The sequence below is a fragment of the Bifidobacterium cuniculi genome (assembly GCF_000741575.1).
In the GTDB taxonomy this organism is placed as follows: domain Bacteria; phylum Actinomycetota; class Actinomycetes; order Actinomycetales; family Bifidobacteriaceae; genus Bifidobacterium; species Bifidobacterium cuniculi.
Genome location: NZ_JGYV01000005.1, coordinates 76,982 through 95,855, shown reverse-complemented (window position 1 = coordinate 95,855; position 18,874 = coordinate 76,982). Strand labels below are relative to the sequence as shown.

The window sequence follows — 18,874 nt, the reverse complement described above, 5'->3', positions numbered from 1 at the left end:
GCTTACTCCTCATCTTCCTTCGTGACCTTCTCCTGCAGGTTGGTGAACACGATGGCCACGACGATGATGACCACGGTCAGCGCGGTGGCGATGGCGGCGCCGTAGCCGACCTGCTGGGACTGGAAGAACTGCTTGTACGAGTAGTAGGACGGCACGATGGTGGAGGTGCCGGGGCCGCCGCGGGTGAGCATCTGCACGGGGCCGAACACCTTGAGGGCGGCGATGGTGCAGGTGAGCGCGACGACGAAGATCTCCGGCTTGATGCTCGGCAGCGTGATGGCGCGGAACCGCTGCCACCAGTTGGCGCCGTCGAGGCTGGCGGCCTCGTAGAGCTCGGGGTCGACGCGCTGGAGGCCGGACATGAAGATGACGAGCGGGTAGCCCAGCTGGATCCAGATCATGATGACCATGAGCACGATGAGTGCCGTGTCCGGCTTGCCCAGCCAGTCGTGCTGGAAACGGCCCAGGCCGATGGCCTCGAGCATCGCGTTGAGGGCGCCGTTCTCGGGGCGCATGATCCAGCCCATGACCAGGGAGGCGACGGCGATCGGCAGCAGCTGCGGGAAGTAGTAGACGGCGCGCATGGTGGAGGCGGTCTTGGGGCCGAACTTCTTCTGGACGACGTCGAAGAGGAGGGAGGAGAGGACCAGGCCGATGAGGATCGGGATGACCACCATGGCGATGATCATCCAGATGGAGTTCATGAAGGACACCCAGAAGGTGTGGTCCTTGACGAGGCGCGCCCAGTTCGTCAGGCCCGCCCAGGTCGGCGGCTTGATGCCGCGGTAGTTGGTGAAGCTCAGGTAGATGTTCCAGACGGCCGGGATGACGATGATCCACAGCAGCAGCAGGAAGCCGGGGACGAGGTACCACCAGAAGCGGTTCGAGGGATTGCCCGGGATGCGGGACATCCCGCGTTCCTCATCGGAACGCGCCTTGGTCTTGGTTCGGGTAGACATGATGCAAGCTCTTTCTTCCTTGAGAAATTGTTCATTTTTCTGAACAAAATCTAGGGCGGGCCGCGCGAACGGCCCGCGTCCTGGATTTTGTTCAGAAAAATGAACAATTTCTCAGTGGTCGGTTCAGTCCTTGACGCCGGCGTCCTGGACGCCCTTGTCGTAGTCGCTCTTCATCTGCGCCAGGGCGGCGTTGACGTCCATGCTGCCGTTGACGACTTCCTGCAGGGAGGCGTTGAGCTCGTCATAGAAGGTGGCGGTGGGCCAGTCGGGGTAGAAGCCCAGGCCGTTGCGCTTGAGCACGTCGTTGAAGGATTCGATGAGTTCCTTGGTGGCGTCGTCGGTGATCTTGGCCGGGTCGGCGGCGATCGGCAGGCCGCCGGAGTTGCCCATGAGGTCCTGCACCTCGTCGCTCAGCGTGATGTTGATGAACTTGGCGGCCAGGTCCTTGCGCTTGGAGTTCTCGGGGATCACCCACAGGTTGCCGGAAGAGCCGACGACCTTCTCGGAGCCGGGGAAGGTGGAGAAGGTGACGTTCGCGTCCTTCATGTCCTCCTGGAAGCGGCCGAACCACCAGGTGCCGGAGAAGAACATCGGGTAGGTGCCGTTCATGAAGGCCTGGCCGACGTCCTCGGCCTTGAGGCCCGTGCAGTCCTTGGAGATGTAGCCCTTGTCGACCCAGTCCTTGATGGTCTGCGTGGCGTAGACGAGGGCGGGGTCGTTCCAGTCCACGTCGTTCTCGTACATCTCGTAGTCCTTGATGAACTGGTCGGAGGCGCGGCTCAGCACCAGCTGCCACCACAGGTGCTGCAGCGGGTACTCGGCGGCGCCTTCGGCCAGCGGGGTGATGCCCTTGTCGGTGAACTGCTGCATCGCGTCGGTCAGTTCGTCGAAGGTGGTCGGCACCTTGATGCCGTTTTGATCGAACATGTCCTTGTTGTAGTACATGATCACGTCCTCGCCGTAGTTCGTGATGCCGTACCAGCTGCCGGAGCCCATGATGCCCTTCTCGTTGTACTTGCCGGTGTCGGCGAGAGAGCCGGTGACCTTCTCGTCCCACTTGTATTCGGAGACGTAGCTGTCGAGGTTACTCAGCAGGCCCTGGCTGGCGAGGAGGCCGGCGGTGGCGTTGCCCTTGTTGTACTCCATGACGTCCGGCGCCTCGTCCGAGTTGAGGATCTGCGAGGCATTCTGGCGGATCTGCTCGAAGGACTTCTTCTCGAACTCGACCTTCGCGCCGGTCTCCTTCTCGAAGATTTCGATGGCCTTGGCCCACGCCTTGCCCATCGCGCCGTTGTCTTCCTCGTAATGCCACACCTTGAGCGTGGTGGGATTCTCCTCCTGCGCGGTCCCGGACGAGCCACAGCCCGACGCGAGCGTGAGCATGCCGGTGGCGGTGACTGCCGCGAGTCCTGCCGCGATTGCCTTGCGAATCTTCATGATGTCCTCTTTCAGCGCCATTACTGATGGATATGAGATTGGTTGGTTTCGGTTTGGTTCGGGGCTCTCCGGTGAGCTCCATGGTTTAATTACAGCATTGAACTAAGTTGGGCACAAATTGTTTCGATGAAGTGTCGAAATATGCTTCGAAAAAGTGCACGGGGTGGGGTGTGAGGTTTTTCGGTGGGAGGGGGTTTGGTACGGAGGGATTTGGTACGCGAAGGTTCGGTGCAGGAGGATTCGACGTAGGAGGGTTTTAGCGCGCGAGGGTTTTTGGGGAGCACCTGGATGGGGGTTTGGCATCCGGATGCCAACAGAAATCTCACGAAAAAACGAGAGATTTCTCGGAGGGGAGGGTTGGTGATGGGGGACCTAGGCTAGCGCTTTTGCCCGCATCGTGCCGTGGGCGCTGTAGGGGGCGGGGAGGAGCTCCACGTAGCCGACGTCGGACCTGCGGCCCTCCAGCACATCCATCATGATCGCAACGGCACGCTCGCACACCGCCGACGAGTTCATCTGCAGTTCGTCGGTGATGTGCGCGCCGCCGGTCGTGCAGACGGCCATCACCGAAACATCCTGCGGTACGCGCTTGCCGCGACGGGACAGCGCGTTGACGACGAAGGACATCTGCGCCGCGTTCTCCTGGCAGATGATCGCGCTGATCTCGGGGTCCTGTCCGAAGGCCTCCTCGATGGCCAGCGTGATGTCGTCGGCGCTGCGGCCGGACGCGAACTCGCGCACGACCTGCAGGTCGAGCTCCTCGGCGCGCTGCACGGCGGCGTCGAGGAAGCGGACGAGGAAGTTCGAGCCGTCGAGGAAGGAACGGCGGTCCGGACACAGCAGCATGACGTGCCGATGGCCCAGCACATGCGCCTTCTCCACCGCCTCGCGGCCCATGCTCGCGAAGTCCATGTCGACCGACCAGACGGCGGCGGTGTCGGTCGCACAGCCGATGCTCACCACCGGAATCGGCAGCGTGGCCGCGACTTCGGTACGTGAGTCGCTCAGCAGCACGTCGAGCAGGAAGATGCCGTCGACCAGTCCGTCGTCGGCCACGCGGCGCATCTCCTGGTCACCCGCCTCGTGCATGAGCAGGAGGATGTCCGAGCCGTAGCGCTTCGCCGACGTGGCCAGCGCGAAGAAGAAGGACGCGTAGTTGGAGACGTCGGTGTAAGGGCGAATCGGCGCGCTGACCGCCAGGACGTGGCGGCGAGAGCGTTCATGTTCGTCGCGCACCGCGTCGAGCACCGGCCGGTACCCCAGCTCGAGGGCCGCCTGCCGGACCTTCTGCCTGGTCTCCTCCTTGATGCGCCGTTTGCCGCTGACCACGTAGGACACGGTGCTGATGGACACCCCCGCGCGTGCCGCTACGTCCTTGATGCCTGCCATGGTTACCCCCAGCCTTGTCCGTCATTGCACTGCCCTGGTGGGGTTCATTGTACGGGAAGCGTTCAGGTGTATGCCAGTGGAGAAGGCGGATTGTCGAAATTTGTCGAAATAGGTGAAGGGGCGCGGGGTTTGCCGAGGGTGGGCGAGGTGGGGAGGGGAAGGGTGAGGTGGGATGAAGCAGGACGAGGCGGGATGGGTAGAGCGGAGCGGGAAGTGCGGCTTCAGGCGTGGAGGGGCCGGGAGAGGGGCTTTCTTGTGACAAGGGTCTGCTTGTGGCGAAACTCCTCGTGTCAAGCATCCCCTTGAAAAATGTTTCATTTTTTTCGAACAAAATTTAGGCCGGACCGCATGGGCGGGCCACGTCCCAGGACGAACTTGCACTGGCTGCTTTCCCATGCCTGTCTCGGGAACAAAAACAGGCATGGTTCTTGTTCCCCAAGCCGGACACGAAAACCAGCCAGTGCAAGTCCGCCTTGCAAATACCACGAACAACGAGAGAGCCCCACGACGAATCCGTACGGGAACGTGCCGGACCCCGTAAAGATGTGCCGCCCCAGCCTCTCATTACGACGAATCCCTACGGGAACCTGCCCGGTTCCGTAAGAATGCGCCGTCCCGGACCCTCGTTGCGACGAATTTGTACGGGCTTGCACCCAGACCCGGACAAATCCACCGGTCACCTTGCGCGCCTTGGGTCGCGTGCGTCCGGGCTGCCAGGTGCGCCGTCCCAAGCAGACGGATGGTTCCGACATCGGGAAGTGCCGGCCGTCCAATCCCGCGTTGTTGCCGTTTTGGGAGACGGCGGACACGGCACGGGCCGCACGAAGGCCACGCAGGGCGCATCGGACAGGCCGGGGCACACGTGGGCACACGCCCGGACCGGCAGGTGAACGGCCAAGGAGTAGCGGCCGTCACTGGCGTGGCGACGCACACGCAGGCACAATGTGTCTCGAGGAGCATGGTCCCCGTTGTCTGCGGCTTGGTTTGAACACCCCGCAACAGCAAGAACCGTGCCCGTCTTCGTTCCCGAAGATGGGCACGGAAAACCAGTCAGTGCAAGGCCGCCCCCAGATTTTGTTCGAAAAAAGAAACACTTCTTGAGAGGGAAGCAATCACGCTTCAAGGGCATTCACCATTTCGCGGGCCTCCTCATTGTCCGGCGTATACCGCTCCGCCAAGACCCTCAACTTTTCCACGGCCGCACGCACCCGCTCCCGCTCGTCATCATCCAGACCCCGCTCGAACCGCCCACGCCACGCCTGCGCGAACCGCTGGCCGTCATCGCCATCGTAGAGCACCTCGCCGTACCGGTCCACCACGGTGAACCGATCCATCAGGCCGCTGCCGCCGATCGCAGCCACGTTCCCCGCCAGGTTGCGCACCGTCGTCTCGTGGGCGGTCGGCGGCGTCCAGCGCGCCTGGCCCTGCCGCACGACGTCGAGATAGAAACGCTCCAGGATCGCCAGCCGCGAAAGCGCCGGCGGCACCGCCACGGCGACGGCATGCGTGCGCCGTCCCAGCTGCCGCGCATGGCCGGCTTCGTCGAGCACCGTGGGCAGGTTGCGCCACGTCCCCTCGATGACGCTGCCCACCCGCGCATCGTCCGCCCAGCCGACAGCCATGCCGGTCCACACGCCCGCCGCCGGCGCCGTCAGCTCGGACATGTGCAGCGGGTCGTCGGCCACGAGCCGGCCATAGTCGGGGTGGAACTGCCGGTAGTCGTCGCCGAAGATCGGCAGCAGCCCCGCCCCAGGGTACGCAACAGGACGGTGCGCTGCGCCTGCGTCTTGCCCGCGCCGGGCTGGCCGCCGAGGAACACCGTCACCGGCCTCTCGCCCGGCGACGCCAGCGACTCGAGGATCGGCAAGACCTGCCGGTCGAAGATCGACTGCAGGTTGTCGTCGGCGCCGCTTGTGCCGACCGTGATTTCCCGCTCCAGCTGCGCGCGCCGGTCGTCCCATCGGCGGATGCAGTCGACCTGCCGGTCGGCGTCGTACGCGCCAACCGACTGACGTTCCGCGAACAACTGACGGTGCAGTGACATAAGGTTGTCGAACCGCGCGGTGTCGCCGGCGGCGATGGCCTGCCGCTCGAGGGCGGCGAACGTGCCGCCGAGGCGGGTGCCGGTTTCGTAGAAGATATCGTAGAGGACGGAGGGGGGGTGAGGTCGGCGGGGTCGATGGCGGGGGCGGGTTGTTCCTTCTCCATGGTGTCGATTGCAGTGCGTGGGGCGGTGGGTGGCGGGCGACGACCAAGTTGGGCAGGACGCATCTCTGGATGCTAATTGATCTTGTTCCCGACAACAAGCGCATATGGTGGCCACAGGTGCATCAAACAACTAGATCTACGGAATGTCCCAGTACTTTGACAGCATTCCCACCAAACAGTAAGATTGAATGCGTTAAAAGCCACTAATGCCTCCCATTGTCTCAATGGTGCACACTAGGGTGGCATTTTTCTTGACAGGAGCATCTCCACGCGTGCGAAGCAAACATGCTCATCATTTACCTGTCAACAAATACATGCCCCGCCTATAAACCCGTACGCAAGCCTCGCAGCCCTTGAACAGAAAGCCTAAGGAAAATAATCAAATCGACAATCCACCTAATATCAATATTGAAATACCGTCAACTATGACAGTAAACATTGCTTATTCATCAAGCGTTTCTATTTCTGTTGGTTTTTTGGGACAAACCGGCCGTCCTTGATTCCATAGTTGCTCCATTTCATCCTTAATGGCTTTCGACGCCAATAAAGGAAGAGGAAGAAAAATGGTCGTGCTCCGCCCAATACCATTAATGGACCTTCCTATCATATACGTCGCCCCATCCTTACCGATCACATATCGGTCATGCAAATTCGCAGCATCAGTCGAACGCACTTCTACCATATCGCGTCCCTGCGCTTCCAACCCACCTAGGGCCAATTCCAGAGATATAAGCTCTTTGCGACCATTACCGTGTACGCTGTTTGCGACCAGTATTCGTTGAATAGATGTAGTGATTATAAACCCAAGGTAATCAGCCTTGAAGTAAGGATCGATTAAGTAAAGCATGTTTGGCGCAGACAACGTCTGCCACAGCTTTTGGTATGCATATGGATCGTCTTTCTTAAACGTTACAGCTACATCTGAATCATCCTCAACGTGATTAGCATCTTCAACCAAAGCGCGCCCAAAAGATGTGATTTGAATTTTCCCATCCTCAATTTCTATGAGGCCTGCTCCACTCAAATAATCCGTGGCAGAATCTGTAGAACTCGATAAATGCGAAGAAGAAAAAACAACATCCATAAGCTCCCGACTCCTAGGACCGAAGTCAAAGTCTCTTAGCCTTGTGGCAATCGGCTCTCTGTGAGAAAAGATGTATTCAATATCCGCAACTTGAGGACAGCATTGATGGTCATTGGCAATTTGAACAAATGACAATATGCGGATAAGATCGTCCCGCAACGGACTCACCACTTCAGAAGACATAGGACCGCTTTCCCTCTCTCCTCATTTTTTCACCTATAATACATCTTCTCCCTTGCAATCGGTCACTTCACCTGTCTCAATTACATTTGCACAACAAAGGTTGACTGCGAGACGTATCATGATTTCCAGCCCCTTTACATGATCATTCTTTTCCAGTAGCAATACGTGAAATATATCGACACCATTCAGGCGCGTCCATAGAATCACGCTGAGCCTCACTGGACGTCAATAGGTTTTTAAGAACTGTCGGCTTATCCGTAATACCTTCTTCAAAAAGCATCATGAAAAACTCTCTAAAATCGGCTAGGTCCATAGGAACAATGTCTAGCCTCTCCTTTGAACCCTCGTTGTCATACCAGACACCATGCCGGAACGTTTCCGCCGTATTGTTATTTACCTTGTTAGCAATAAACAGTCCGTATGTATCTGTTTGTCGACCTCGTTCACGGTTTTTCTGTATCTCATCCCAAAGATGACGGCGCACAGGCTCTCCCTCCATGGCCTCCTGCCTAGACGAGGTGGACAGAGTCACTTCAGTAAGCAGTGAATAGTCAGCATAGTCACTGTAAAGGTCTCCTTGCCCTCCCCCGGCTGTCGACACAGGGAAAAAATCAGCATCTAAGCGAAAATGCCTCACCATACTTGGCGGGTTTTCCAAATGCCCCATGGCCAGCAAAGCTCGCCAAAGCGTCCATTCGAGATAGGAAGCTGCCTCTTCACGAGGTACTTCTATACCTTCATTCTCGTCTTCATGGTTGACGCTTTTACCCCCTCCTTTAGTGAGCAAGCGCATATATTCAGAAATCTCCTGCCATTGTTCCGGCTGCTTCTGCGCATACGCCATCTCATCGTGCTCCTGCAATTCCTGTTCGAGTGCTTGGCACGCCATATTGATCTCAGAAACTTGACTCAAGTCATATTTTGAAAGATCATAACTGAGCTCGTTATCCTTAAGCTGCTTCTCAACACCACGTAGCACTTGCATTGCGCTGGCGCGGTTATCAATCGGCAATGGAGCACCATGACATAAAACACGATATGTTTCCAGGATCGGTTCATGACTCATAGTGAGCTTGGCTAATTGTTCAGCCAGCACGTGCTTAGATGACGCGATCTCCAAACCGCGTCCCTTACGATGCAGAACGCCTCCGATACGCAGATAACGCATGTTCATGTCGCCATAATCGGTGAAGTTGTTTTTCTGCTTTGAATAAGCTTGGGCTCGGGCAGAGATCTCAGCAGAATCGAACCTTCTTTTCGCAGTAGCGCGCATTCGACGTTCTCTAAGATCAAGAATCTTCGCAACCACTTCTTTTACTTCATCGGTAGGATCAGTGGTTTGCCCCCATAAACAAAACTCAATCCTAGTAAGTTCACTGCTACCCGTTTGACGTTCCAGCTCGAGCATGATTGCCAATATCCAACGCAACGGAGAGAACAATCCACTCTTGTCGGCGGTGGGGTACTGTTCCACGCTCAAAGAGCGTAAAAAACACTCTTGACGGCTCGCATCACTGTCAGCTTTCAGAAAGGTATAGCCAAAAGGCGTAACTTCATCAAGGATTCCAAGCTCATCCTGCTGCCCATCCTTCTTGTTGACCTTGGGGAAAGTAAGGCCAAATCTGCCAAAGATGTAACGCCATTTTCTGGCATAGCTACTTGTATCCTTGGCCGTTCCCGTAGGCTTTACAAGGCCCTTCTCAATGAGCAGCTCTTGAAAGCGGGCCTCGTTAGCACCCCTGAGATCACCGTTGAAAGGTGAATCGGCAAAAATACGTAGTCCCTCCCAGACGCGCGCTGGGCTGCGTAACCCTGTGTTACCGATTTGCCAGATATCCAGTTCTTTTCCCATAGGTCTATTCTAAGGCGAAAAGAACTGGATGGCTCATAAGACGCATCAATTAGGACGCAGAATCAGTAAGCAACAAAGAAATACTCCTGCACCTGATTGCGATTGGAGCTTCCTTTGTGCTGCGTGCCAAAGGAATAACGATAATCTACCGGCACCACTTCCACATGCCGCTTATATCGCCGCAACAGCTCCACCATTTCCTCCTTCGTAGGCAAACTGTTCGATGAATAAGAGACGATCAGAATGCTTTGAGCGTAGCGCTTGAACAATTCATCAAAAGCTTGCGCTGCACCAGTTCTAGAAGAGAAAGGCGTAGGGTATGACTTAAATTTCTTGGTCTTTGTGTGCTCTTGCATCTGCACACCTTGCCAGTCACAGGCCAGCCCCTCTACAAAATGGTAACGCCGCACATATTCATTATCAGATAAAGGCGAGTAATAAGGCGGATCAATGTAAACTAAATCAAAAGAGCCTGCACCAACTTTCAAAGCATTTGATCTTACGGATCGATTTGCCTTGCCATTGTCAAATACCGCAGCGTTTATTGCATCAACAGCTTCCAAAAACTGCCTAGACAGACTTTTACGCAAATCTTGACGTCCATCATCATAACGTTGACCGGTGTACGTGAAGATGCCACGCGGCCTTTTCTTCGTGCAAGCACGAATCAATGCCATCATGGCTATAGCATGCTTGTAGGGGTCCTCCAGGGTTTTGATCCTAGTGCGCAACACGTCGATGAGGTGGTTATCCTCATCCGAATAATACAAGTCTTTAAAGGTACTCTCCACGAAATTGTCTGTAGAGCAGTCTTCGAGTAGCCTTAAGGCCTCTTCTCGGGGAAGCGTTACGTGATTATTTTCCACTAAGGCCTTGGTGAACGTTGCGCTCATCGCCATGTAATCATTACTGAAGACCTGTTTTCCACGTGCTTTGAACATATAACTGACGACACCGGATCCAGAGAATAAGTCCGCAACTGAATCGAACTCAAACCGAGAGACCGCATCCCATAACTCATTAAGAAGCTTTTGCTTAGAACCCATAAAACGAGTAGCTGGATAAAGCCGCGTCTGCCCGTCTGGATCAATCTTGGCATGGCCATGCGAAGTACCCAACTGCAATTTAGGAAATGCAGAGACAACGACATCCTCGCCACCCCTGCTAGACGTCTTGCATGACACAGACCGCCTGGTTGGGATAACTTGAATTTTGAAAGAGGAATATAGCTCATGGACCAAAGGATGATTCGAATTGGTCAGTACCACTTGACATCCCATAGAATATAGGCGCATGAACTCTATAGCTAGCTTGGAGTGATCCCCTATACCGAACTGTTCCTTGGTATACCTTTTGAAATCCGCGTACTTGGACACAGGAATGTAGGGAGGGTCGAGAAAGATGAAGTCCCCCGGCTTGGCATGTTTCTTGAGGATGGTCAAGTAGTCACCACACTCAATCACTGCATGCGACAGAGCCCCTGAAGCCTCCCTCAATGCCGCGGGATCGCAGATGGTGGGATTTTTGTATGATCCAAACGGTGTGTTGAACTGTCCCTTGCGGTTCACTCGGTACAAACCATTGAAGCAGGTCTTGTTGAGGAATAGCGTACGTGCCGCCGCCTCTATCGGCGACATAGCCTGCCAGTCCAATGCGCGAGTGGAAAGGAAAAGTTCTTTGTCATTGCGGTATTGGGAGAGCGCTTCGATCACGTCATCCACATGGTCGCGCACCTGTACATAGAGGTTTACAAGTTCAGGATTACTGTCCGCAATCACTGCATTGTTCGGACAGAGAGCAAAGAACAACGCACCACCGCCGAAGAACGGCTCAATATAAGTACCATATTGCTGAGGCACCAGGGGAAGCAGCGTGCCCAACATCTGCGTTTTACCACCTGCCCACTTCAGGATGGGCTTAGCTCTCTGGCCATCTTCTCCGACACCAACAATCCGATCATTAGATACCTTGCGGGGACGACCAGCGGTCTTGGGGTGAAGCATTCTGCCTAGAACCGCACTGAGATATGGCTGTCCTTGACGGGACGCAAGAGTACCACGCCGCACCAAGGTGGATACGGTTCCTTTTGTCACCCCCAGTATTTTCGCCGCATCCACGCAGGACACAACGCTCACATCTAAATCATCTATATTCTGGGCAGCAAATCTGCCCAGCGGAGTACGCCACCACTCCGGTTCAGCCATTCCACGTTTTCTTAGATTGTCCTTCAACAATTTCCAACGTGGATCGTTCCTTCCTTCCTGAAACATCGTCTCAAAGGAACCGAACTGTTCAACAATGCTGTCAATGTCGCCAGGGGTCACAGGTAAAATGCTCAGCAGATCTTGTTGAACCTCGTCGAGAAATTGATGTCGTACTTCACTACCGATATTACCCATCAACAGACTCCTAAGCAACATGGATCTCAATCACTATTTTGTCTACTAGATAGTATGACATTTTCATTAGACAGATCCTGCTTAGGAAACTCCTACAGCTTTCTCACATGCTGGACGCATAGCGACAAGATCGTCGAAATACGGCCTACTCTCGATAACGCGAATAGTCATAATTAGCAATATGCTTATGAAGGGTGGATGTTATGGCTGCTTTACCCCTAAAGATGCGACAAATTGCGGGGCAGCTGGAACAGCTGATGCCAGAAGTAGACATGTCAGATTTCAGCTCCAGTAACGAATCAGCCAAGGAAAGCGCTAAGTATTCTCGGCGCCTTGCTGCTTTGGCTGTTCAGATGGAATCCTCCAACTGCAGCGTACAGGACGCATTAGATTCCGTCGTTGACGGCTTCGGAGATATCGGCATTGACGCAATGTACTTGGACGAGATAAATCGAAATTTGATTATAGTCCAAAGTAAATGGCACGAATCAGGAAAGAAAGGAATAAGTAAAAATGAAATTCTTAATTTCAAAAATTCGCTAGAATGTATCACCGACTTAAACCTAGGCGAAGCAAACAAACGCCTACGGACACATTATGACGAGATCGTTAAAGTTCTAAGCACTCCAGGCTACTCCATAACAGCAGTCTTCGTCACCACATGCAACAACAAAATTAATAAAGAAAACAAATCAATAATTGATAATTATATCAAAAATAATAAACGACGAGGGAGATGAGCCTCTCCGCTTTAGAGAGATATCTCAAGGCGACATATACGAGTTCCTTTCACAAGGAACAGAACGAAAAGACATCGATGTTACACTTGACTTGCTCCAATGGGGAAGCATCACAGAACCATACCGCGCATATTACGGCTTAGTAAGTGCCGACGTAATTGCTAACTGGTACAACGAATACGGAAATTCGCTATTCTCTCAAAATATTAGATATTTTAAAGTAGATTCTGAAGTCAATCTTGAGATAATGGAAACCCTTTCCTCCGACCCGGGAAATTTCTTCTATTATAATAATGGAATTAAATTACTTTGCTCAAGAGTTGACAAAACTTTAGCCAATGCAGGTAACCACGAAGTAGGACATTTTGAACTGCACAATCTTTCTGTAGTAAATGGTGCGCAAACTACTGGAGCAATTGCAAGAAGCTACGAAAAAGATCCCGAAAAAGTAGGAAGAGCCAAAGTTCTTCTTGAGATTATTGACCTCTCGGACATGCCAGACGATGCAGCATCAAGAATCACAAGGCATTCCAATATGCAAAACCGTGTTGACGGCAAGGATTTTGCGTCGCTCGACCCGCAGCAAGAACGACTTCGTAAAGAATTGTTGATGGAAACACCAAGAATCAACTATGTCTACAGGACCTCTTCCACGGAGAATGATGGAGAGCGTGTTATCACATTAGATCAGGCAACTCCTGCATTAGCATGCCTCAATTCAGACGTCGCTCTGTCGACGATGGCAAAAAGTAAACTCGGCGCCTTGACTGCGAGCATATCCAAGCCGCCATACACACGCCTCTTCAATGAGAGTTTAAGCGCGATAGCCATGTACAACGCTGTCCAAATAATGACAGGGGTTGAGCATTCCCTAAACAATGTACGAAAAGGTCTTGGCAGCAACGTTTCACCCCTAATCCTAATTCATGGCAATCGATTCCTGCTTCACCTTGTCCTACAGGAATTGAAAGCAACGAAAGAGCTAGGAGATGAGATCCTTCAAGAACAAGAAATTGATGAAATGATTTCACCTTTGTTAAAGAAGTACATAGCAAAAACACAAGATGCTGTCTCGAATCTGTTTCCAGCCTCATATCCAGCCAACATATTCAAAAATCAACAAAAATGTCAAAAAATTAAAGATTTCGTACTTAAAGAATGATTATTATGTGAATTGAGCCACTCAAAATCATTAATCAAATGACGGAAGTGCGTATGCCGAAATAATATTATAGTAAACCTGCGTCACCTACAGCAAATTTAAAAAATTATAGCGTATAACGCAAGTGCCACTCGTTACCTTCTCCTATGGAGATAACTGGGAAAGCAAGCTTCGAAGGCGCTTCCAGGAACTTAGTTTTGGGAGTGGAGCAGAGATGTCATCTCTGCTCCACTCCCAAAATGCTAATGCTCGAGCAAATTCACTATGCATGTATCTTGTCTCCTGCAAATCACCGACTGGCCTTAGAGACGCAGAACAGGGGATTGTTTTTTTGTCAAGTCGGTGTTTCGGAAATAGTCATGTAGTTTTTTCGGTTCTGGTCACAAGCTCATGCCATGGTGTTTTGGTTGGTTGGTGGTTGTTCTTTTCCGAACATGAGGGCTTGGTCCATGCGCCTGCTGGGACCCTGGAACTCGACGAGCCGGCCGTGGTGCACGATGCGGTCTACGATTGCGGCGGCGAGCTTGTCATCGGAGAAGATCGTGCCCCATTTGCCGAAACTCGATGTTCGTGGCGGAGGATGATGCTGCGTCGTTCGTAGGCGCCCGCGATGATCTGGTAGAGTAGCCTGGCGCCGTCGATGTCGAAGGGTACGTAGCCGAACTCGTCCAGGATTACCAGGTCGGCCTTGCCCAAGTCACGCAGCAACGTGTCCAGGCTGCCGGCGCGTTTGGCCTTGCCCAGTTGCAGGACGAGTTCCGCGGTCTGGCAGAAGCGCACGTTCATGCCCTCCTCGACGCCCCTTGAGGCCCAGGGCGGTCGCCAAGTGGGTCTTGCCCCTGCCGGTGCGAGCAGTAGAACACCAGGTCCTGGGCGCGCGGGATGAACTCCAATGAGACAAGTTGTTCCCTGGTGTAGCCGTCGGGCAGCTTGACATGGGTGAAGCCGTAGCCGTCCAGGGTCTTGACGACGGGGAACCTGGCACGCTTGAGCAGGCGTGCTTTCTTGCTGGCTTCCCGGTTGGCGATCTCGGTGGCCAGCAGACGACTGATGGCGTCTATCTGGCGGGGCGTGGCCCATTCGAGCATGTCATCGATCGTGGCAGTGGAAAGGAACAGACTGCGTGCATCCCGTCGCAGCCGTTCGCTGGCAGCGGTGGATTCCATCGGACGACCTCCTCGTCATCGTGGCTGAAGGCGATGTCATATTCGCCCAAGGTCGATCTCGTCGTCATAGCGAATGGGCTCGCTTCCGGATGCCAAGCGAGCGGCCTGCAGATCGATGCTGGCGCGTTCCAGGGTGCCGGTGGCCTCGAGCACCCCGCCCATCGCGGCCAGGGCGGTTTCCCACCCGGTCTCGCGGCTGGTCCGCGGCAGGGTACGCAAGTGGCCCTGCAGGCTGATGCGGTCCTGTTGGTCGAGGAAGTCGCGCAACGGGTCGGGCAGCGCGTCCCTGACCTGGCTGTTGGGCCACGCGTTGGCCTTGCAACACAACGCCTCCAACTGCTGGATCGCCTCCTCGCTGCTCGAGGGACCGTCCCCGTAGGCACGCTCGTGCGCGATGATTTCCCCGCCCTTGGCGTCCAGCAGGTCGACGTCCAGGGCGCGAAGACCGACGACGGTCTCACGGCCTGCATGCTCGATACCCGCCAGGTAGCGATGCCTGCCCTGCAAAGTGACGGCGCCGTACTTGTCGGCCTTCATGCGCTTGTAGGTGACGACGTCGAAAGCCTTGGCCGGCAACGCCAGCAGCCGGGCACGGTCATGTTCGAACAGGAGGGCCTCGCTTTCGCCTTTGCGGTAATGCTCCTTGGACGCCATCGCCATGCACCGTTCGAATAGTTGCGCATTGAACGTGTCGTAGGACCATGCCCTGGGCACCGGCACGAACAGGGATCTCCTGATTGCACCCACCTTGGATTCCACATTGCCTTTCCCTGGCCCGAATACGGGTTGCACAGACTCGACTCAAACCCGTAGTGGGCACGGAACGCGGCGAACAGTTCCGCGTAGCGCACCGACCCGTCACGATCCTTATGCCCGATGCCCGCGGCATTGACCGGACACGATCCGCCGGGGCACCCCACCGATGCGTTCGAACAGGTCCCTGAGAGCCTGGCAGGTGCATTCAGCGTTCTCGCCCGGCATCAGGGAAGCGACCGCGGTGTTCGAATACGGGAACGAGAGCACGAAGATGCGCATACGTCGGCGGATGCCATGCCAGTAGACGTCCACCCGGCACGGAATCGGCCTGTGCCTCGGCCTCGTACCAGGACAGGCCCCGAGAACCCGTGTTCGCGTTCGAGGCGGAACTGCTCCTTGAATTCGTTGACCTTGCGGTTGACGGTCGACAGGGAAACCTTCACGCCATGCTCCTCGACCAGACGCTGGTGGATGCGCGTTGCGGTGTGCCGCTGCTTGCTCCAACTATCCCGGTCTTCGGACAGCCACTGCCCGAATAAGCGGCATGTATGGGTCGAGTATCGACGGGCGGGAAGCACGTACGGGCGGCCTGGGTGACAGGCCGTCGGCCCTGAGGTACTTGCGCACGGTCGGTTCGCTGATCTCCAGGTCGCGGGCGATGGCCGTGATGGTGGCGCCGTCCCTTCGCTTGCGACGGATAGAATCGATGGTCGGCATGCCGGTCATTGCCTTTCCGGCCTTTCACTGAGAAGAAGCAGGAGCGCTTCCCAGTCAAACAGGCCTACGAGTCAGTGGTCGGCATGTTCTTGTGACCAAACCCGAAAAATCTTCGTGACTAAACCCGTAACATCACATTGAACACAAACAGGGGATACAGGCGTTTCCACCCCAGAACGAAACGAATGAACAACATGTATTCCCGCCTCAAGCAGAAGCAGTCAGGTTGTTCATCCAGTACGTTGCGAGCTTGCAAGCTATGAACAACGAGTCAGAACAGCCAAGCGAGCACCGACGTGCAGCCCAGAGATGGGGACTGGGAAAGAAAAACATCTACGTTTGACATCTCTTGCAGCAGCTACAACAACTTCCCTCAACAGCCAAGAATACCTTTTCATATCAAGGAGGTATATGCCGGTTGAGTTGTCGTCGCGGTCTCACAACCGGCAACACCATATATGACGAATAACAAGCGCGATTCGATTGTCGATTTCACTAATCCGCGATAAGGCTGTACAATGTCATTCAGAAATACAAGAAACCGTTTTCATATAGCAAGTAAAAGATAGACTGGTGAAACGGCCATTAGAGAAGGATCTGCGATGGAGCAGAAGCTGACGCATCTTCAATGGGGCAACGACCTCCTCGCCCTCACGCTTGGGTGGGATGACGCCACGCCCGTCCACTTGACCCATATTCGCAGTGCAGCCGTTTCCTTGCACTTCACCCGCAACATCCCCATCGTCGAGATCATGACTGCCAGGCATGGACACTGGGAGGCCAGCGACAGGCTCATCCACACCACCTTGGGCGCCTCTATGAGGGTTATCAGCTCCCGCCAATGGCAAGAAAACGGTTCCCGCTTCCTGAACGTTATGCAGGAAAGCATCCAGGACGGTGTACAGGCCACCCTCCAGCTCGAATTGCCCGATGGCTGCGTCATGTTCCGCTCCACTGTCGAAATCAGGAATACGGGAACAGAGGTACTTTCCCTGGAGTCGGTGACGAGTTGGGCCACGCTACTGGGGTCGCCGGACGGCATGAGCCCAGACCCGGGAGCTTGGAACATTGCCCAATGCCGTCAGGAATGGCTCAGCGAAGGACGATGGGGCACCAAGAACCTCCGGGAATTGTTCCCCGTCATTTCACAGGGGCTGACAGGCCATGATCCGCGCAGCAAGCATGCCGTCGTGTCAACCGGCACATGGTCAACGGGCAACTATCTGCCGATGACCCTGTTCATCTCCAAGTACCTTGGTGCTGCCTGGTTCATGCAGATCGAGCATAACGGCGCATGGCGATGGGAAACCGGGGATTGCACGCGTGATGCGTACATGGCAACTTCAGGCCCCACATTCGACGACCACGCATGGAGCCATGAGCTGCAACCCAACGAAACGTTCCGCTCTGTCCCGGCATCGGTGAGCGTGGCGGACACGATGCAAACGCTGGCCGAGCAGGTGACGGCGTACCGTCGCACAATGAACACGGCCGGTGACGAGATTCGCCATCCGCACGTGATCTTCAACGACTACATGAACACGATCAACGGCGACCCGACAACGCAGAAACTCCTGCCTCTCGTCGACGCGGCGGCACAGGTCGGATGCGAAGTCTTTTGCATTGACTGCGGCTGGTATGACGATTCCGGAGACTGGTGGCCCACGGTCGGCGAATGGAAGCCGAGCGTGACGCGGTTCCCCAACGGATTGGAGGAGGTGACCGACACAATTTGCGCAAAGGGGATGATTCCTGGCCTGTGGCTCGAGCCTGAAGTCATCGGCGTCAATTCCCCCGTTGCCGAGCAGCTCCCCGACGAGGCATTCTTCTGCCGCCGTGGACACCGGATCGTGGAACAGGAACGCTACATCCTTGATTTTTCCCACCCGGCTGCCGTTTCCCATCTGGACAGCGTGATCGACCACCTAATCCGCGATTGCTCCATTGGCTATTTCAAGTTCGATTGCAACGTCTCTCCCGGTGCCGGCACCGACATCGGCGGTATCTCACCCGGGGCAGGAATGCTTCGGCATCTGCGCGCATACAACCACTGGATCGATGACCTTCATCGGCGCTACCCGGACCTGATCCTGGAGAATTGCTCATCGGGAGGAATGCGGGAGGACTTTGCCCAGACCAGCAGGTTCCAGGTACAATCCACCTCCGACCAACAGGACTGCCGCCTGTATCCGGCAATCGCCGCCGCCGCACCGTTGGCCATCCTGCCGGAACAGGCCGCCAACTGGGCATACCCGCAAGCAAGCATGGACAAGGAAACCAGCGCGTTCACACTCGTCACGACGATGCTGGGACGTTTCTTCCTCTCGGGGTACCTGAACCGTATGGATACGGCCCAGCGGGCATTGTGCGCCGAAGCGGTACGCACCTACACGCAAGCAATCCGGCCACGTCTTTCGAAGGCCTTCCCCTTCTGGCCATTGGGCTTGCCACAGTGGACGGACCACCTCATGGCCCTTGGCATGAAAGACTCCGACACTGCCATCGTGGCGTTGTGGGCACGCCGACTTGACCAAGGCGAACGGGTACGACTTCCCATCCCCCATCTGCAAGGAGTCAAGGCAGATGTCACGACCCTTTTCCCGACACAATCGGGCTTCGGGCCATGGCATGCACAGTGGGAACCGACCCAAGGCCTGCTCACGGTCGACATCCCTGCATGTAACGAAGGCGCACGAATCTTCCAACTCACGATGCCCGACTAAGAACAACACCCCCTCGCATGAACCCAGCCAAAGAAAGGAGTCTTCCCAATTCTCATCCGAATCCTGTCGGAACCACCCACTCAAACATCATCAGGAAAG

General features: G+C 55.3%; 14 protein-coding genes and 1 pseudogene. 3 read left to right on the top strand and 12 right to left on the bottom strand.

The window, feature by feature from the left end; genetic code table 11:
* Positions 1–2: 2 nt before the first annotated feature.
* The 8 genes from BCUN_RS04480 to BCUN_RS04450 form a co-directional block, all read right to left on the bottom strand.
* Entirely contained in the window at positions 3–959 is a 957-nt protein-coding gene (locus BCUN_RS04480) for a carbohydrate ABC transporter permease (RefSeq protein WP_033516042.1), read from the bottom strand.
* Between the two features lie 123 nt (positions 960–1,082).
* Positions 1,083–2,417 carry an ABC transporter substrate-binding protein gene (locus tag BCUN_RS04475; RefSeq protein WP_238552321.1) on the bottom strand — a complete coding sequence of 445 codons (1,335 nt, stop codon included), beginning with the start codon at positions 2,415–2,417 and terminating at the stop codon, positions 1,083–1,085.
* Between the two features lie 351 nt (positions 2,418–2,768).
* Complete coding sequence (locus tag BCUN_RS04470) at positions 2,769–3,785, bottom strand: LacI family DNA-binding transcriptional regulator (protein WP_033516041.1); 1,017 nt, start codon at positions 3,783–3,785, stop codon at positions 2,769–2,771.
* Positions 3,786–4,897: 1,112 nt separating this feature from the next.
* On the bottom strand, positions 4,898–5,470 hold the full coding sequence (locus BCUN_RS12900) for a zeta toxin family protein (protein WP_051920752.1): 573 nt from the start codon (positions 5,468–5,470) through the stop codon (positions 4,898–4,900).
* Positions 5,437–5,829, bottom strand: a complete 393-nt coding sequence (locus BCUN_RS12895) for a zeta toxin family protein (protein ID WP_051920750.1) — start codon at positions 5,827–5,829, stop codon at positions 5,437–5,439. Before BCUN_RS12895 ends, BCUN_RS12900 begins: the two co-directional genes overlap by 34 nt.
* Positions 5,830–6,435: 606 nt before the next feature.
* A complete protein-coding gene (locus tag BCUN_RS12225) occupies positions 6,436–7,260 on the bottom strand; it encodes a hypothetical protein (RefSeq protein WP_152598084.1) in 825 nt (274 codons plus the stop codon).
* A gap of 142 nt (positions 7,261–7,402) precedes the next feature.
* A complete protein-coding gene (locus tag BCUN_RS11820; protein ID WP_081895529.1) occupies positions 7,403–9,112 on the bottom strand; it encodes an AlwI family type II restriction endonuclease in 1,710 nt (569 codons plus the stop codon).
* Positions 9,113–9,174: 62 nt separating this feature from the next.
* Positions 9,175–11,511: a Dam family site-specific DNA-(adenine-N6)-methyltransferase gene (locus tag BCUN_RS04450; protein ID WP_202961086.1), complete on the bottom strand. Its 2,337-nt coding sequence runs from the start codon at positions 11,509–11,511 to the stop codon at positions 9,175–9,177.
* 203 nt (positions 11,512–11,714) lie between these two features.
* Here BCUN_RS04450 and BCUN_RS12220 point away from each other — a divergent pair, with 203 nt between their 5' ends.
* Both BCUN_RS12220 and BCUN_RS11815 read left to right on the top strand, forming a co-directional pair.
* Complete coding sequence (locus BCUN_RS12220; RefSeq protein ID WP_156100125.1) at positions 11,715–12,251, top strand: hypothetical protein; 537 nt, start codon at positions 11,715–11,717, stop codon at positions 12,249–12,251.
* Entirely contained in the window at positions 12,211–13,413 is a 1,203-nt protein-coding gene (locus BCUN_RS11815; protein ID WP_081895527.1) for an AIPR family protein, read from the top strand. The genes BCUN_RS12220 and BCUN_RS11815 overlap by 41 nt, the downstream gene beginning before the upstream one ends.
* Before the next feature lie 388 nt (positions 13,414–13,801).
* Here the strand turns inward: BCUN_RS11815 and BCUN_RS12890 are convergent, their stop codons facing one another.
* The 4 genes and pseudogenes from BCUN_RS12890 to istA form a co-directional block, all read right to left on the bottom strand.
* Positions 13,802–13,924 carry a hypothetical protein gene (locus tag BCUN_RS12890; protein WP_274518377.1) on the bottom strand — a complete coding sequence of 41 codons (123 nt, stop codon included), beginning with the start codon at positions 13,922–13,924 and terminating at the stop codon, positions 13,802–13,804.
* The gene (locus BCUN_RS12885; protein ID WP_274518376.1) at positions 13,918–14,268 is read right to left on the bottom strand and encodes an ATP-binding protein; all 351 of its coding nucleotides are present in this window, start codon (positions 14,266–14,268) and stop codon (positions 13,918–13,920) included. Before BCUN_RS12885 ends, BCUN_RS12890 begins: the two co-directional genes overlap by 7 nt.
* Positions 14,196–14,579: an ATP-binding protein gene (locus BCUN_RS12880; protein WP_169744065.1), complete on the bottom strand. Its 384-nt coding sequence runs from the start codon at positions 14,577–14,579 to the stop codon at positions 14,196–14,198. The genes BCUN_RS12885 and BCUN_RS12880 overlap by 73 nt, the downstream gene beginning before the upstream one ends.
* A gap of 17 nt (positions 14,580–14,596) precedes the next feature.
* Positions 14,597–16,052, bottom strand: a pseudogene (istA, locus tag BCUN_RS04440) (IS21 family transposase); the annotation flags it as partial.
* A 602-nt stretch (positions 16,053–16,654) separates the two neighbouring features.
* Here istA and BCUN_RS04435 point away from each other — a divergent pair.
* Positions 16,655–18,775 carry a glycoside hydrolase family 36 protein gene (locus BCUN_RS04435; RefSeq protein ID WP_033516037.1) on the top strand — a complete coding sequence of 707 codons (2,121 nt, stop codon included), beginning with the start codon at positions 16,655–16,657 and terminating at the stop codon, positions 18,773–18,775.
* The last annotated feature ends 99 nt before the right edge of the window (positions 18,776–18,874 follow it).